Here is a 15593-nt window from a genome sequence, read left to right on the forward strand (position 1 = left end):
GATCAGTGCTGGTCGGCGGGCGTGCCGGTGGAGGGCGGGCCGACCCTGGGTTCGCGGGGGCCGAACCAGCCCTTCACCCGCTCACGCACGGACTGGAACACGACATAGAGCATCGGGATCATGAAGATGCCGATGATCGAGGCCGCGAGCATGCCGCCGAAGACGGGCGTGCCTACCGCACGGCGGGAGACCGCCGCCGCCCCCGTCGCCGTCACCAGCGGCACGAGGCCGAGGACGAAGGCGATGGAGGTCATCATCACGGCGCGGAACCGCAGCCTTGCGCCTTCGGCCGCGGCTTCGCGGATCGGCATGCCGCGTTCGCGCGCCTCCTTGGCGAATTCGATGATGAGGATGCCGTTCTTCGCCGCCAGTGCGATCAGCACGACCAGCCCGATCTGGGCATAGATGTCGAGGCTGAGCTTGCCGAGCAGGATGGCGATGAAGGACCCTAGCACGCCGACCGCGATGGAGAGCAGCACGGGGACCGGGATGGTCCAGCTTTCATAGAGCGCAACGAGGAAGAGATAGGCGAAAAGGACGGCGAGGGCGAGGATATAGGCCGTCTGCCCCGTCGCCAGCTTTTCCTGATAGGCCGTGCCGGTCCAGGCATAGCCGTAGCCATTGGGCAGCACGCGGTTCGAGATCTGCTCCATCGCCGCCAGGGCCTGGCCGGAGGAGATGCCCGGCTTGGGGGCGCCGTTGATCGAGATGGCGCGGTAGTTGTTGTAGCGGAAGATCGTCTGCGGCCCGAGCACGGAGCGCAACTCCGCGAAGGCCCGCAGCGGCACCATGTCGCCGCCGTTGTTGCGGACATAGAGGCGCCAGATGTCGTCGATGTCGTTGCGGTCCCGCGCCTCGGCCTGGATGTTCACCTGCCAGACGCGGCCATAGAGGTTGAAGTCGTTGACATAGATGCCGCCCAGCGCCGCCTGCAGGGTGGTGAAGACGCTGCTGATGGGCACGCCCAGCGCCTGCGCCTTGTCGCGGTCCACCTCCAGGAAGAGGGAGGGGTTGTTGGCGGCGAAGGTGGAGAACACCGCCGTCAGGTTCGGGTCCCCGTTCGCGGGCACGATCAGGCCGTTCATGGCGGCGGCCAGGTCGTTGATGTCGCGGCCCTGGTAGTCCTGCAGGATGTATTCGAAGCCGCCGCCCGTGCCGAGGCCGATGATCGGCGGCAGGTTGAAGGCGAAGACATTCGCTGTGCGGATCGACTGGGTGGCGCCGAAGACCCGCCCGATGGCCGCCTGAACGCTGTTCGCCACCCCCTCGCGGTCCGCGAAGGGCTTCATCCGCACCACCATGAAGGCCGAGTTGGACTGCGCGCCGCCATCGATCAGCGAGAAGCCGACGATGCCGAGCGTGCCCTGCACCGAGGGGATGGGGCGCACGATCTCCTCGATCTGGCGCACCACCTCGCGCGTGCGGCTCACGCTCGCGCCCGGAGGAAGCTGGGCCTGGATGAAGAAGGCGCCCTGGTCTTCCTGCGGCAGGAAGCCGGTCGGCGTCACCTTGCTGATCGTCCAGATGCCGAAGCCGAAGCCGGCGGTCAGCAGCAGCGAGAGGAAGGAGACGCGCACCAGCCGGCGCACCCCGCCCGCATAGCGGTCCCGCGTCCAGTCGATCCCGCGCATGACATAGCCGATGGGGCCGCGCCGCGGGCCGTGATGCGGCTTGAGGATGATGGCGCAGAGGGCGGGCGAGAGGGTCAGGGCGTTGATGGCCGAGATGACCATCGAGGCCGAGATGGTGACCGCGAACTGCCGGAACAGCTCGCCCGACAGGCCGGGGATGAAGGCGATCGGGACGAAGACCGAGAGGAGGACAAGGGTGATGGCGATGATCGGCGCCGTGATCTCCGACATCGCCTTCTTCGTGGCGTCGGGGACGGAGAGCTCGGGGTGCTCCTCCATCACGCGTTCCACGTTCTCGACCACCACGATCGCATCGTCCACCACGATGCCGATGGCGAGCACCATGGCCAGCAGGGAGACGGTGTTCGCCGAGTAGCCGAGGCCGAGCAGGATGATGAAGGCGCCGATGAGGCTGACCGGCACCGCGATGGTCGGGATGATCGTGGCCCGCCAGCTTCCGAGGAAGAGGTAGACCACCAGCACGACGAGGACGAAGGCCTCCAGCAGGGTCTTGATGACCTCGTGGATCGTCTCGTTCACGAAGTCCGAGCTGTCGTAGAACACCACCGTGTCCAGGCCCTGCGGGAAGCGGACCTTCAGCTCGTCGATGCGCTGGCGCACGGCGGTGGAGACCTGCACCGCATTCGCGCCGGGGGCCAGATACATGCCGAAGGCGATGGCGGGCTGGCCGTTGTAGCGGTTCTCCGTGTCCATGTTGGCCGCGCCGATCTCGACGCGCGCCACATCCTTCACGCGGAGCACCGAGCCGTCCTGATTGGCGCGGACGACGATGTTGCCGAATTCCTCCGGCGTCTGGAGGCGCCCCCGGGTCTCCAGGTTGATCTGGAAGGACTGGTCGTCCCCGATGGGCCGTCCGCCAAGCCGGCCCACCGCCGCCTGGACGTTCTGCGCCTGGATCGCCGCGATGACGTCCTGCGGCGTCATGTTCAGGCTGATCAGCCGGTCCGTCTCGAACCAGATGCGCATGGAGTAGTCCTGCGCACCGAACACGTTCACCTGGCCGACGCCGGCGACGCGGGCCAGGTCGTCCAGCATGTTGATGGTGAAGTAGTTGGAGAGGAAGAGCGGGTCGAGCGCCGGGTCGGTCGCGTAGAGGAAGCCGAACATCAGCACGGCGGAGGACTGCTTGCGCACCGTCACGCCGCTGCGCTGCACCTCCTGCGGCAGGCGCGCCATGGCGGCCTGGACGCGGTTGTTCACGTTCACCGTCGCCAGGTCGGGGTCGGTGCCGAGCTGGAAGGAGACGTTCAGGGTGTAGGTGCCGTCATTGGCGGAGTTGGAGCGCATGTAGATCATGCGGTCCACGCCGTTGATCTGGCCCTCCAGCACCTGGCCGATGGTCTGCTCCACCACCGTGGCCGAGGCGCCGGGGTAGCGCGCGGCGACCGAGACCTGGGGCGGCACGATGTCCGGGAACTGGGACACCGGGATGCGGATGAGCGAGATCGCGCCCGCGATGAGCGTGAGCAGGGCGATGACGATCGCCAGCCTGGGGCGATCGACGAAGGTTCCGGAGATCATCGGGGCTTACCGGCCGGAGCCGGGCTGGCTGGCGGCGGGGGTGTTCGCCGTGGGCTGGCTGGTGCCGGGGTTGCCGGTGTTCGGCGCCGCCGGGGCGCCCGGCGGGGATCCGCCCGCGCCGGCCGGGCCGCCCTGGGCGGTTCCCTGGTTCTGCCCGCCCGGGGCCGCGCTGGCCGGGGCATTGCCGGCGGCCGCGTTGCCCGCGCCAGCGGCCGGCGCCGCGCCGCCCTGCGCGGGCGGCGCGCCGGGCGGGGGCGAGGCGGGGGCGGCGTTGACCTGCTGGCCTGGCCGCACGCGCTGGATCCCCTCGACGATCACCTTGTCGCCGGGGTTTAGCCCTTCCTCAACCACGGCGGTCTGGGGCGTGTTGCGGCCGAGTCGCAGATTCCGGCGCTGGGCCTTGCCTTCGGCGTCCACGATGAAGGCGTAGCTGCCCTGCTGGTCCTGCAGCACTGCAGCTCGCGGTATTGTGATAGCGAGTACGGGCTCCACGCCTTCGACGAAAACGGTCACGAACTGGCCGTCGATTAGGGCGCGGTCGCCCCCCTCGCGCGGCGGATTTGGAACCCGGGCGCGGACGAGGATGCTGTCGGTCGCGCGGTTGATCTGGTTGTCGATGAACTCGATCCGCCCGACATCGGGATAGGTCTTGCCGTCCGCGGTGCGGAAGCGGACCTGCACCGCCTCGACCCCGCCGCGCGAGGCGTAGCGGTCCCGCATCTCCAGCGCCTGGCGCTGCGAGACGGGGAAGGAGACGCGCATCGGGTCCTGGCTGACGATGATGGCCAGCGTGCCGGTGCTGGGGCCCACCACATTGCCGATGGTCACGTTGGTGCGGCCAATCTTCCCGTCGATTGGCGAGGCGATCTCGGTGTAGCCGAGATTCACCTCGGCGGCGCGGGCGGCGGCGCGGGCGGCGATGAGCTGGGCATTCGCCGTGCGCTCCTGCGCGACCGCGTTATCGAGCGCCACGCGCGTGCCGGCGCCGCTCCGGGTCAGCTCCTGCGCGCGGGACAGGGTGACGCGCGCATTGGCTACCTCCGCCTCCGCCGAGGCCACATTGGCCTGGGCGCGCGCGAATTCCGCCTCATAGGTCTGGCGCTCGATCCGGTAGAGCGGGTCGCCGCGCTTCACCTCCTGGCCCTCCTGGAAGAGCCGTTCCTGGAGGAAGCCGGTGATGCGGGCGACGATCTCCACCCGCTCCACAGCTTCGACGCGGCCCACGAACTCCACGCTTTCCGTCACCGGACGGCGCGCGGCTTCCTCGACGCCGACGGCGGGCGGGCCCTGGGGGCCGAACTGGGCCAGGGCAGGCTCGGCAGCCGCCAGCATGGCAAGCAGGGGGGCGACCCGCAGGGCGGCGGGGGCGAAGCGGAATGCGGCGGCAGCAGCCGCCGGCGCAGTCCGGCGAGGATGGGGGCGGGTCATGAGGCGGGATGTGGCTGAACGGTCGGTAAGCTGCAAGCCGTCCTGAACCGCACGGTCCAGTCCAGAACCGGTGGCCGTACCGTTAACGGAAACGTAATCGTCATTGAAAATCCTTCGCAGTTGCGCCGTGATGTTTCGCTGTGCGGATTGCACGCCTTCCGGTGGGAACACCCCATGGTCGATAGTCCGCCGCGTGGCCTGTCCCCGTTTCGGGGCTGGAAGCGTCTTCGTGCCACAAAGGGAGAACGAGTTGTGGAACCCATCGTGCTGATGCCCGATGCTGCCAGCCGTCCGGACGGGCTGGGCGGACAGCCTCAGGGCAGCTCGCCTCCTCGCGGCCGCCTGCTCTCCCCGCCCTCCACCGCCTCGGGCGTCGCGGCGGTCGGGCGGGCCATGACGGTGCTCGGCGCTTTCAGGCCTGGCGACACATCTCTTCCCCTGCGGGTGCTGGCGGCGCGCACCGGCCTCTACAAGAGCACCATCCTGCGGCTCCTCGCCTCGCTGGAGCGGCATTGCTGCGTGAAGCGCAATGCCGATGGCTCCTGGTCGCCCGGCCCAATGCTGCTTCATTGGGGGTCGCTGTACACGCGCAGCCTCGGGCTCGAGGCGATGGTGCCGCCCGTGCTCGACTCTCTGACCGAGGCGACGGGGCAGGGCGCCACCTTTTGGGTGCGCGCCGATGACGAGCGCCGCGTCTGCCTCTACCGCGCCGCCCCGCCGCGCACCCTGCGCGTCGCGGTGCAGGCCGGCGACATGATGCCGCTGGGCGCCGCAGCGACCGGCCGCGTCTTCGCCATCTGGGACCCGGGTGCGGGCGAGGCGGCCGAGGCGGCGCCGGAGCTGGCGCCCGGCGCGCATCCGGTGATCGCCACCCAGGGCAACCGCGACCTCGACGCGGCGGCCATTTCCGCGCCGGTTTTCCTGCCGGGCGGCTTGCTCTGCGGCGCGCTCACCCTCTCCGGCTCCAATGAGCGGCTCTGGCCGGAGGTGGAGCGGGTGAAGCCGCTGGTGGCCGAGGCGGCCGCCGGTCTGACCCGCGCCCTGGCCAGCTAGACAGGCCGCCAGCCGAAGGCGGCGGGCGGTCCCCGCCGCCACGGGCTCTTCCCGCCGGCGCCGCGACCCCTCAGTCTCCGCGGAACGGAACCGCCCTGACACGGGCGCGGGAGGAACAGCCCATGCCGGTATCCGGCACCATCATCGTCTTCGCCGTCATCCTCATCCTCGCCCTCGTCACGGCGGCGAAGGGCATTCGCACCGTGTCGCAGGGCGAGGTGTGGACCGTGGAGCGCTTTGGCCGCTTCACCCACCTGCTGCAGCCCGGGCTGAACTTCATCATCCCCTATGTCGATACCGTGGGGCAGCGGATGAACGTGCAGGAGGTGGTGCTCGACATCCCTGAGCAATCCGTCATCACGCGGGACAATGCGACGGTGACGGTGGATGGCATCGTCTATTTCCGTGTGATGGATCCGGCGAAGGCGGCCTACCAGGTGCAGGACCTGCGGGGCGCGCTCACCGCGCTCGCCATGACGAATATCCGCGCCGTGATCGGCGAGATGGATCTCGACCAGACGCTCTCCTCGCGGGAGCGGATCAACTCCGCCCTGCTCGCGATCCTCGATGGCGCGACCGATCCCTGGGGCGTGAAGGTGAACCGGGTGGAGATCCGAAAGATCGAGCCGCCGGAGAACCTCATCCGCGCGATGAACCTGCAGATGACCGCGGAGCGCGAGCGCCGCGCGACGGTGGTGCGCGCCGAGGGCGCGAAGACCGCGCTGGTGCTGGAGGCCGAGGGGCGGCGCGAGGCGGCCTTCCGCGACGCCGAGGCGCGCGAGCGCATGGCCCAGGCCGAGGCGGCGGCCACCCGGATGGTCGCCGAGGCCGCCTCGGGCGCGGGCGGCGACGCGCTGCGCTACTTCGTGGCCGAGAAATACGTCGCGGCCTTCCAGGCCATGGCCTCGAATCCCAGCTCGCGCCTCGTCGTGGTGCCGATGGAGGCCGCGAGCCTGGCCGGCGGCGTGACCGCCGCGCTGGAGCTGTTGCGGGCCCCGCAGGGGACGGTGGCCGGCGCCGCCACCATGGGCTTCCCGCCGCCGGCCGGCGGCGCGGGCCCGGCGGGCTCCGTCCCGCGTGCGGGGGGCGGCCCGTGGAACCCTGGCTGATCTGGGTTCTCGCCGGCCTCGTGCTGCTCGGGGCCGAGCTGGCGCTGCCGGGGGCCTTCCTGCTCTGGGCGGGGCTGGCGGCGATCGGCACCGGGCTGGTCTGGCTGGTCGCGGCGCCCGGCTTCCCGCTCTCGGTCCTGCTGTTCATCCTGCTGATGGGGGCAGGGGTGGCCGTGGGGCTGCGCTCTCGCCGGAGGAACCGGCACGCCGGGTCGGAGCTGAACACGCCGGAATCGGGGCTCGTCGGGCGCGAGGGGGTGGTGATCGAATCCAACCAGCCCGGGCTGCGCGTGCGCGTGGGGGATGGCGACTGGCCCGCCCGCGCCGTCTCCGGCCTGCCTCGGCCGGGCGAGGTGGTCCGGGTGGAAGGCGTGGAGGGAATGGTGTTGCGGGTGCGCGGGCTGGGCTGACGCGGCCCGGCACCCATTGGCCCCGCCGCGTCAGCGCGGCATGGTCCCCGGCCGCGTCAGCGCGGCATAGCCGAGCGTGCAGGCGGCGACGGCGGCCGCGAGGAAGATCAGGCCCGCCGCGATGCCCGCCGCCGAAACCACGGCGCCCGAGGCGGCCTGCAGCACGGCGGCGCCGGCGAAGAAGGAGAGGTTCACCCCCGCCAGCGCCTTGCCCGCCTGGTCCGGCGGCACGGCCGCGCGGGTCGCTGCGAAGGCCAGGGGCTGCACGGTGATGAGCAGGAAGAAGCCCAGCAGCGTCGCGGCGTCCCAGGAGGGCGGGAGCAGGCCGAAGGGGCCGCCCGGGGCGCCCATCGCGGTCAGGCACAGGGCCAGGCCCGCGCCGAGATGGCCAAGGATGAGCAAGGCGCGCCGGTGCCCGATGCGCCGGTCGACGATGCCCCAGAGCGCCGGGCCGATGACGACGGCGCTGGTGGCGAGGAGGAGGATGTTGCCCGCCTCCACCCGGGGCAGCCCCTTCACCTCCATCAGCCACGGCCCACCCCACAGCCCCCGCACGCCGATGACGGCGGCGAAGGAGGCGAAGGCAAGCACCACGATGCCGCGGAGCTTCGGAGAGACGGTGAGGCGAAGCACCTCCCGCGCATCGGCGGCCAGGCTGCGCGTGGAGCCGGCGGCCGGGCCCTCTCGCACCAGCAGCGCCACGAGGAGGAGGGCCAGGAGGCCGAAGACCGCGGCGCTCCAGTATCCGGCGCGCCAGCCCTCTGCCTCCACCAGCAGCGCGAGGGGGCTGGCGGAGAGCAGCATGCCGCAATTGCCCAGCGCCTGGACGAGCCCGGACCAGAGGCCGAAGCGCGCGGGGCTCAGGCGCTTGGCCGCGTAGGTCACGGGGCACATCAGCATGCCCGAGCAGCCCAGGCCGAGGACGAGCTGGGCGATGAGGAATCCGAGCGCCCCGCCCGCCAGCGCCGCCAGCACCGCCCCGGCCGCCGTGACCGCGAGAAGGCCGAGGGCGGTGTGGCGGACGCCGAAGCGGTCCAGCGCGACGCCGACGGGGATCTGCGCGAGGGCGAAGGTGAGGTTGTAGGTTCCGGTCAGGGAGGCGAGGCCCTGCGCCGTGACCTCCAGGTCCCGCCCCAGCACGTCGGCGGCGATCGCGGGCAGAGTGCGCACCATATTCGAGAGCACATGGCCCAGGGTGAGGGCCACGAGGGGGGCCGCGAAGGCGAGCGAGGCCTCCCGCGTCTCGTCATTCATCAACGTGCCGTTTCCTCCGCGCCCCCGCCCTGCATGGGGCGGGGGTCGCGCTCAGTGGGTGTTCAGTTCCGGAAGATCTTGCCGGGGTTGAGGATGCCCTTGGGGTCCAGCGCAGCCTTGATGCTGCGCATCACGGCCAGCGCCTCCATCCCGTGCTCCTGCTCCAGGAACTCGGCCTTGCCCATGCCCACGCCGTGCTCGCCGGAGCAGGTGCCGCCGAGGGAGAGGCCACGGGCGACGATCTTGCGGTCCAGTGCCCAGGCGCGGTCGAGCGCCGTGGGGTCGTCCTGGTCCACGAGGATGACGGTGTGGAAGTTGCCGTCGCCGACATGCCCGACCATGGGGGCGGAGAGGCCGGATTCCGCGATGTCCTCCTTCGCGCCGAGGATGGCATCGGCCACGCGGGAGATGGGCACGCAGACATCGGTGGTGACGCCGCGCACATTGGGGCGGGAGGCGATGGCGGCGTAATAGGCGTTGTGGCGCGCGGTCCAGAGCTTGTTGCGCGTCTCGCTGTCGGCCGCCCAGGCGAAGCCGAGGCCGCCCATGCCGTTGACGATCTCCTGCACCGCTTCCGCCTGCTCCTTCACCCCTGCCTCCGTGCCGTGGAACTCGAGGAAGAGGGTCGGCAGGGGCTGGAGGTTGTCGAGCTTCGAATGCGCGATGCAGGCCGCCATCTGCACCTCGTCCAGCAGCTCGATCCGCGCGACGGGCACGCCGAGCTGCATGACCTGGATGACGGATTCCACGCAGCCGCGCAGGTCCTCGAACTGCACCACGGCGGCCGAGGTCGCCTCGGGGATGCCGTGCAGGCGCAGACGGATCTTCGTGACGATGCCGAGCGTGCCCTCGCTGCCGATGATCAGCCGCGTCAGGTCATAGCCATTGGCCGCCTTGCGCACGCGGCCGCCGGTGTTGATCACGCGCCCATCGGCCAGCACCACCTCCAGCCCCAGCACGTTCTCGCGGATGGTTCCGTAGCGCACGGCGTTGGTGCCGCTGGCGCGCGTGGCGCACATGCCGCCGATGGTGCAGTGGCTGCCGGGATCCACCGGGAAGAACAGGCCCTGGTCGCGTAAGTGGTCGTTCAGCTGGTGGCGCGTCACGCCGGGCTCGATCAGGCAGTCCATGTCCTCCTGGCTGACATCCAGGATGGCGTTCATGCGGGACAGGTCGAGCGTAATGCCGCGGCGGACGGGGGTGACATGGCCCTCGAGGCTGGTGCCGGCCCCGAAGGGCACCACGGGCACCTCATGCCGGTGGCAGAGCGCGACGATCTGGGACACCTCCTCCGTGGTCTCGGCGAAGGCCACCGCATCGGGCAGGACGGGGGTGGTGGTGTCCTCGCCGTGCGAATGCTGCTCGCGGATGGCGGTGTTGGTGGTGACGCGGTCGCCCATGAACGCGCGGAGGGCGGCGATGACGTGGTCGACGGGGCGGGTTTCGGCGGTCATGGAGGGTCTTCCGTATCAGTCGTCGCGCCGCAGGGGGCAGGTGAGGCAATGGGGCCCGCCGCCGCCCGCGGTGAAGAGGGAGAGGGCGGGGTCCAGCACCTCCAGCCCCTCGGCGCGGAGGGCGGCGTTCAGGCCGGTGCTCTCATGCGCGGATACCACGCGCCCCTCGCCGAGGGCGAGGATGTTGCAGCCGAGCTGCATGGCGTCCCGGTAGGGGACGGGAATCCAGCGGATGCCGTGGTCGCGCAGCCATCCCAGGAAGGCGGGGTCGAGCACGTCCTCGCAGGCCACCGCCAGCCCCTCGGCCGCCATGCAGAACAGCACGTCCAGATGCAGGAAATGCTCGTCGAAATCCTCGACGCGCACCTCCCAGCCCTCCGCCCGGAGCCAGCCGGCGAGCTGCTCCGCCCCCGCATGGTCCGTGCGGCCGCCCGAGGCGCCGATGGCGGCCAGGCCGGGGCGGATGATGTGGATGTCCCCGCCCTCGAGCGTGCCGGTGCTGGACTTGCGCCAGAAGCGGCTGCCATGGGTCTCGTGCCAGTCCATCAGCGGCGCGTATTCGCCGCGGCGCTGCGGGCGCTCCAGCTGGCACAGGACGGGGCCGCGATGCGTCACCACCACACTGTCCCGCGTGTAGGCCATGTAGGGCAGCTGGGGTTCGGGGGCGATGAGATGAACCCGCGCGCCACCCTGCTCGATCGCATGCACCAGCTCCCGGTGCTGGGCCTGGAGATGGGCGGTGGCGGGGGACTGGTTCTCCCCGGCCAGGGTGCGGCGGACGATGCTGTTGGTGGGGATCCAGCGGTAATGGTCCGGTGGGCAGAGCAGGACCTCGCGCAGCGGCGCCGTTTCCGAGGAGACGCGCCAGGCGGCGCCGACGAGGGGGCCGGGAGGGGAGGGCAGCATCCGGCCAGCCTAAACCCGGCGGCTTGGCTTGCCCATCGCCGCCCGCACCGCATTGCGCCCGGCGCGGGGAGGGAGAAGGATGCCGCGCGGCCCGCCGGATGCTCCCGGCGGCAAGAAGGAACGAGGGGGGAAGGCCGGGTGCCGAACAAGCTGAAGGAGGCCTGGAAGGCCGGGCGGAAGACGGTGAACGGGTGGCTCTCCATCCCCTCCGCCTTCTCGGCCGAGATGATGGCGCAGCTCGGTTTCGAGAGCCTGACGGTCGACCTGCAGCACGGGGTGCAGGACTACATGTCCGCCGTGGCCTGCTTCCAGGGCATGCCGGCCCTGGGCCCTACCCCGATGGCCCGCCTGCCCTGGAACGAGCCGGGCATTGCCGGCAAGCTGCTGGATGCCGGCGCTCAGGGGCTGATCTGCCCCATGGTGAACACGGCCGCCCAGGCCGAGTCCTTCGTGTCCGCCTGCCGCTACCCGCCGCTGGGCAGCCGCTCCAACGGACCCGTCCGCGCCGGGCTCTATGGCGAGCCGGGCCGCTATTTCGAGACGGCGAATGACGACGTGCTGTGCCTGCCGATGATCGAGACGCGGGAGGCGCTGGACAACCTCGACGCCATCCTCGCCGTGCCCGGGGTGGACGGGATCTATATCGGCCCGACCGATCTCGGCATCTCAATCGGCCTGCTGCCGCCGATCATGGAGCGGGAGGACGCGGCGCTCTTCGCGATCTATGCGGATGTCATCAAGGCTTGCCGTTCGCGCGGCAAGTTCGTCGGCCTGCACTGCACCACCGGCGCCTATGTGCGGCGGATGCACGAGATGGGCTTCGACTACGCGACCCTGGGCAGCGATGTGACCAACATGGCGCTGGGCGTGCGCGCGCAGATGGCGGCGGCGCGGGCGGTCTAGCCCTCCCGCGGCCTATCCGGCCTGGGCGAGCTGCTGCACGAGCCGCAGCTCCTCATGGTCGGTCTCCGCGAGCAGACTCGTCAGCACCTCGTCGGACAGCCCGTCCTCCCGGTGGTGCTGAAGCAGCCGCTCACGCGAGGCGCGGAGGGCGGCGAGGCGGATCTGCAGCCGCGCGCGCAGCTCCGCCTGCGGCCCGCCGGCGGCCACGCCGGTGAAGACACGGGCGATGTCCCGGAACTCCCCGGCCAGGTCGCGCGCGATGGCGCCGTCCAGCGGGCTGTCCAGCCGGCCCTCCACCTCGGCTCGGGCGGCCTCGGCCATCAGGCGGCGCGCCGCGGCCTCATGGGCGCTCATGCCCTTGTGCCGGGGCTCCACGACCCCGAGCCGGATGATCAGCCATTCGAGCGTGGTGCCCTGCACCACCAGCGTGGCGAGGATGGCCACGAAGGCGAGAAAGATCAGCAGCTCCCGGTGCGGCACCTCCAAGGGCAGCGCGAGGGCGGTGGCGAGCGAGACCACGCCCCGCATGCCCGCCCAGCCGATGATGGCGGCGTGGCGCGGCGCCGGCTGCCGCTCGTCTCGCGCGAGGGCGGGGATGAGGCGCGGGAGATAGGCGAAGGCCATCACCCAGACGATCCGCGAGACGATCAGCGTGACCGAGAGCGTGGCGGCTGAAAGGGCGAGGAAGCCAAGGTGATAGGAGCCCAGCCGTTCCAGGATGCCGTTGAGCTGCAGCCCCACGAGGATGAAGACGAGGCTGGTGAGGGCGAACTCCACGAAGCCCCAGGTGGCGAGGGATTCGATGCGGGTGCGGGGGGTGAGCAGCGAACGCTGCCGCTGCGCCAGCAGGATGCCGGCCGTGACGACCGCGATGACGCCCGAGACATGCAGCCGCTCCGCCAGGAGGAAGGCGCCGTAGCCAACGAGGAAGGTGAAGGCGATCTCGAGCGGCGTCTCGCCCAGGCGCGGCAGGACGCGCGCCGCCAGCCAGGCGATCGCGAAGCCGACCGCCAGCCCGCCCAGCGCCACGCCGAGGAAGGTGAGGCCGGCGATGCCGGGCGCGACGCTGCCCGCCGCCAGCGCGCCCACCGCCAGGCGAAACAGCACGAGGGAGGAGGCGTCGTTCACCAGGCTCTCTCCCTCCAGCACCGTGACGATGCGGCGCGGCAGCGGCAGGCGCTGGAGGACGGATGCGGCGGCCACCGCATCGGGCGGCGCGACCACGGCGCCAAGCGCGATGGCGGCCGCCCAGGGCAGGTCCGGCAGCAGGAGCTTGGCCGCGACCGCGACGCAGGCCGCGGTGAAGAAGACGGCGCCCACCGCCAGCATCAGGATCGGGCGGAGATTGGCGCGGAATTCCTGCCAATCCGTCCGCCAGGCGCTGGCCTGGAGCAGCGGCGGGAGGAAGGCGGCCAGGGCCACGGTCGGGTCCAGCTCCACCCGCGGCAGGCCGGGCACGAAGGCGAGCACCATGCCGCCGAGGATCAAGACCACCGCATAGGGCAGCCGGGTGTGACGTGACACGATGGCGAAGCCGAGGCAGACGGCCAGCAGCGCCAGCGTGATCTCGAGGAGCAGCATCGATGAAGTCTGCGGCAAGCCGGGCGCGCGCGAAAGCGCGGGGTCACGAACACGGCCATGCCCGCGGCGCTGGTCACGCGCATGGTCACCGCCATGGTGCCGACGCCGGGCAGCCTGACCCCTCGCCACGCGGGATCCTGCGGGGGCTGGGGCCCGGCCTGGTCACCGGCGCGGCGGATGACGACCCGGCGGGGATCGCGACCTATAGCCAGGTCGGGGCGCAGGCCGGCTTCGCCCTGGGCTGGACCATGGTGCTGTCCTACCCACTGATGTTCGCCGTGCAGGAAGCCTGCGCACGCATCGGCTTCGCCACGGGTCGCGGAATCGCCGAAAACCTGCGGCGGATGGCGGGCGGCCCCGTCCTTTACGGCGCTGTGCTGCTGCTGCTGGCCGCGAACCTGCTGAACCTCGCGGCCGACCTGGGCGCGATGGGCGCCGCGGCGAAGCTGGTGCTGGGCGGGCCGGCCTGGCCATGGGTGGTGGCCTTCGCCCTGTTCAGCATCGGCGTGCCCGCCGCGCTCTCCTACGCGCGCTACGCCTCCGTGCTGAAATGGCTCTGCCTCGTCCTGGTCGCCTATCCTGCGGTGGTGCTGACCGTGCGCATGGACTGGGGCGCGGCCCTGGCGGGCGCGGCGTGGCCGCGCCTGTCCGGCGGGCGCGACGCGCTGATGGCGCTGGTCGCGGTGCTCGGCACGACCATCAGCCCCTACCTGTTCTTCTGGCAGTCCGCGCAGGAGGTGGAAGGGCGCAAGGCCGAGGGCTTCCATCGCGGCCGCATCCCGCGCGGCGAACTGCACGAGGCGCTCGCCCGCATCCGGGTGGACACGCTGGTCGGCATGGCCGTCTCCAACCTCGTGGCGCTCTGCATCATCTGGGCGGCGGCGGTGACGCTGCACGCCACGGGGCAGACCGATATCGGCACGGCGGAGCAGGCCGCCGCGGCGCTGCGCCCCATCGCGGGGGATGCGGCCTTCCTTCTCTTCGCGCTCGGCATCATCGGCACGGGGCTGCTGGCCGTGCCGGCCCTGGCCGGTTCCATCGCCTATGCCGTGGCCGAGTGCTTCGGCTGGCGGACAGGGTTGGACCGGAAGCCGCTCGGGGCGCCAGCCTTCTACGCGGCCATGGGCGCGGCCGTGCTGGTGGCGGCCGGCATGGGGTTGGCGGAACTGGACCCGATCCGAACCCTCTACTGGAGCAGCGTGGCGAACGGGCTGCTGGCGCCGCCGCTGATGGCGGTCGTCGTCCGCATGGCGAGCGACGAGCGACTGATGGGGGCCGCGGTCCTGCCGCCTTGGCTGCGCTGGCTGGGCTGGCTCGCCACCGCCGCCATGGGCGCGGCGGCGCTGGCCTTGCTGGGCAGTTGGGTGTTGGGGAACTGATAGAGGCGGGTTCCTGATTTGGTCGGGTCGGTCTGTCCCGGGGAGAGGAAGAAGGAATTCTTCCTCTCCCCGGACCCCTCACCATCATCTTTTTCTAAGAGTTTGGGATCACGGGGCTGACGGTGCGCCTCGGGTCCATGACCCGAGGCGACTGCAAAGCCAGGAAAGAGCCCCTTCAACCCGAGACCCCTTCGACCACGGTATCCACGGCAGTCAGACGGGGTTCCAAGGGCCTCAGGCCCTTGGCGGGTGAGGGCGGAGCCCTCGCTTCCGAAGGTCCGAGAGGCCAGAACCTCCGTAGCGCGGTATGGCGCCCGAGCAGCGGATTCCCGGCAGGCTAAGCCGGGCTACTTGCGGCTGAGCAGGGCGAGAATGCCGACGATCAGGGCGATGAGCCCGACGGCCACCATGCCCTGCACCACGGCGAAGTTCTCCGCATCCCGCGCCACGAGGAGGGCGGCGATGGCGCCGGCGGCGACAAGGAGAATCCGGATCGGCATGACGGGCCTCGCTGGTTGCTGCGGATCATGCGCCCGGCGGCGCGGAGTCGGCCAGACCGCGCGCCCTCACGCGCGCCCGTATGTATCCTCGAAGCGGACGATGTCGTCTTCGCCGAGATAGGCGCCGGACTGGACCTCGATGAGGGTCAGCGGGATCATGCCGGGGTTTTCCAGGCGGTGGACGCAGCCCAGCGGCAGGTAGACGGACTCGTTCTCGCGCAGGAGGATGCGCTCGGCGTCGCGCTCGACGATGGCGGTGCCGTTGACCACCACCCAGTGTTCGGCGCGGTGGTAGTGCTTCTGGAGGGAGAGCTTCTCGCCCGGGCGGACAAGGATCTTCTTCACCTGGAAGCGGTCGCCCTGGATCAGCCCCTCATAGTGGCCCCAGGGGCGGTACATGCGCCGGTGGGCGGCCGCCTCGGGGCGCTTCCTGGCCTTGAGCT

13 protein-coding genes are annotated in these 15593 nt (G+C 71.0%); 5 read left to right on the plus strand and 8 right to left on the minus strand.

The window, feature by feature from the left end:
- Positions 1–2: 2 nt before the first annotated feature.
- Positions 3–3173, minus strand: coding sequence for an efflux RND transporter permease subunit (locus tag BUB97_RS16795; RefSeq protein ID WP_073136803.1), 3171 nt, complete (start codon positions 3171–3173; stop codon positions 3–5).
- A 6-nt stretch (positions 3174–3179) separates the two neighbouring features.
- Entirely contained in the window at positions 3180–4601 is a 1422-nt protein-coding gene (locus tag BUB97_RS16800; RefSeq protein ID WP_073136805.1) for an efflux RND transporter periplasmic adaptor subunit, read from the minus strand.
- Between the two features lie 252 nt (positions 4602–4853).
- Between BUB97_RS16800 and BUB97_RS16805 the strand changes: the two genes are divergently transcribed.
- The 3 genes from BUB97_RS16805 to BUB97_RS16815 all read left to right on the plus strand — a co-directional run bounded on the left by BUB97_RS16805 (position 4854) and on the right by BUB97_RS16815 (position 7173).
- Positions 4854–5654 carry an IclR family transcriptional regulator gene (locus tag BUB97_RS16805; protein ID WP_175562662.1) on the plus strand — a complete coding sequence of 267 codons (801 nt, stop codon included), beginning with the start codon at positions 4854–4856 and terminating at the stop codon, positions 5652–5654.
- 122 nt (positions 5655–5776) lie between these two features.
- Positions 5777–6763, plus strand: coding sequence for an SPFH domain-containing protein (locus BUB97_RS16810; protein ID WP_073136807.1), 987 nt, complete (start codon positions 5777–5779; stop codon positions 6761–6763).
- Positions 6748–7173, plus strand: a complete 426-nt coding sequence (locus tag BUB97_RS16815) for an NfeD family protein (protein ID WP_073136809.1) — start codon at positions 6748–6750, stop codon at positions 7171–7173. The genes BUB97_RS16810 and BUB97_RS16815 overlap by 16 nt, the downstream gene beginning before the upstream one ends.
- 30 nt (positions 7174–7203) lie before the next feature.
- Here BUB97_RS16815 and BUB97_RS16820 read toward each other — a convergent pair whose 3' ends face one another.
- From BUB97_RS16820 to BUB97_RS16830, 3 genes are all read right to left on the minus strand, one after another.
- Complete coding sequence (locus BUB97_RS16820) at positions 7204–8427, minus strand: MFS transporter (RefSeq protein ID WP_073136811.1); 1224 nt, start codon at positions 8425–8427, stop codon at positions 7204–7206.
- 62 nt (positions 8428–8489) lie between these two features.
- The gene (locus tag BUB97_RS16825; protein ID WP_073136813.1) at positions 8490–9881 is read right to left on the minus strand and encodes an FAD-binding oxidoreductase; all 1392 of its coding nucleotides are present in this window, start codon (positions 9879–9881) and stop codon (positions 8490–8492) included.
- 15 nt (positions 9882–9896) lie between these two features.
- On the minus strand, positions 9897–10787 hold the full coding sequence (locus tag BUB97_RS16830; RefSeq protein WP_073136815.1) for a dimethylarginine dimethylaminohydrolase family protein: 891 nt from the start codon (positions 10785–10787) through the stop codon (positions 9897–9899).
- Positions 10788–10925: 138 nt separating this feature from the next.
- On the opposite strand from BUB97_RS16830, the gene BUB97_RS16835 reads away from it, so the two are divergent.
- A complete protein-coding gene (locus BUB97_RS16835; RefSeq protein ID WP_073136818.1) occupies positions 10926–11690 on the plus strand; it encodes an HpcH/HpaI aldolase family protein in 765 nt (254 codons plus the stop codon).
- A gap of 12 nt (positions 11691–11702) precedes the next feature.
- Here the strand turns inward: BUB97_RS16835 and BUB97_RS16840 are convergent, their stop codons facing one another.
- Positions 11703–13271, minus strand: coding sequence for a Na+/H+ antiporter (locus BUB97_RS16840; protein WP_073136820.1), 1569 nt, complete (start codon positions 13269–13271; stop codon positions 11703–11705).
- Between the two features lie 2 nt (positions 13272–13273).
- On the opposite strand from BUB97_RS16840, the gene BUB97_RS16845 reads away from it, so the two are divergent.
- Complete coding sequence (locus BUB97_RS16845) at positions 13274–14650, plus strand: NRAMP family divalent metal transporter (protein WP_086062273.1); 1377 nt, start codon at positions 13274–13276, stop codon at positions 14648–14650.
- Between the two features lie 347 nt (positions 14651–14997).
- On the opposite strand, the gene BUB97_RS26295 is transcribed toward BUB97_RS16845, so the two are convergent.
- Positions 14998–15150, minus strand: a complete 153-nt coding sequence (locus tag BUB97_RS26295; RefSeq protein ID WP_175562663.1) for a hypothetical protein — start codon at positions 15148–15150, stop codon at positions 14998–15000.
- Between the two features lie 66 nt (positions 15151–15216).
- A partial coding sequence (locus BUB97_RS16850; RefSeq protein ID WP_139281371.1) for a cupin domain-containing protein occupies positions 15217–15593 on the minus strand: 377 nt, incomplete at its 5' end.

The sequence above is a fragment of the Muricoccus roseus genome (assembly GCF_900141905.1).
Classification (GTDB): Bacteria; Pseudomonadota; Alphaproteobacteria; order Acetobacterales; family Acetobacteraceae; genus Roseomonas; species Roseomonas rosea.

Bases quoted from the DNA above. Each gene is read 5' to 3' on its own strand.
- BUB97_RS16795 (WP_073136803.1), bottom strand. From the start codon at position 3,173: ATGATCTCCGGAACCTTCGTCGATCGCCCCAGGCTGGCGATCGTCATC.
- BUB97_RS16800 (WP_073136805.1), bottom strand. From the start codon at position 4,601: ATGACCCGCCCCCATCCTCGCCGGACTGCGCCGGCGGCTGCTGCCGCC.
- BUB97_RS16810 (WP_073136807.1), top strand. From the start codon at position 5,777: ATGCCGGTATCCGGCACCATCATCGTCTTCGCCGTCATCCTCATCCTC.
- BUB97_RS16820 (WP_073136811.1), bottom strand. From the start codon at position 8,427: ATGAATGACGAGACGCGGGAGGCCTCGCTCGCCTTCGCGGCCCCCCTC.
- BUB97_RS16825 (WP_073136813.1), bottom strand. From the start codon at position 9,881: ATGACCGCCGAAACCCGCCCCGTCGACCACGTCATCGCCGCCCTCCGC.
- BUB97_RS16830 (WP_073136815.1), bottom strand. From the start codon at position 10,787: ATGCTGCCCTCCCCTCCCGGCCCCCTCGTCGGCGCCGCCTGGCGCGTC.
- BUB97_RS16840 (WP_073136820.1), bottom strand. From the start codon at position 13,271: ATGCTGCTCCTCGAGATCACGCTGGCGCTGCTGGCCGTCTGCCTCGGC.
- BUB97_RS16845 (WP_086062273.1), top strand. From the start codon at position 13,274: ATGAAGTCTGCGGCAAGCCGGGCGCGCGCGAAAGCGCGGGGTCACGAA.
- BUB97_RS26295 (WP_175562663.1), bottom strand. From the start codon at position 15,150: ATGCCGATCCGGATTCTCCTTGTCGCCGCCGGCGCCATCGCCGCCCTC.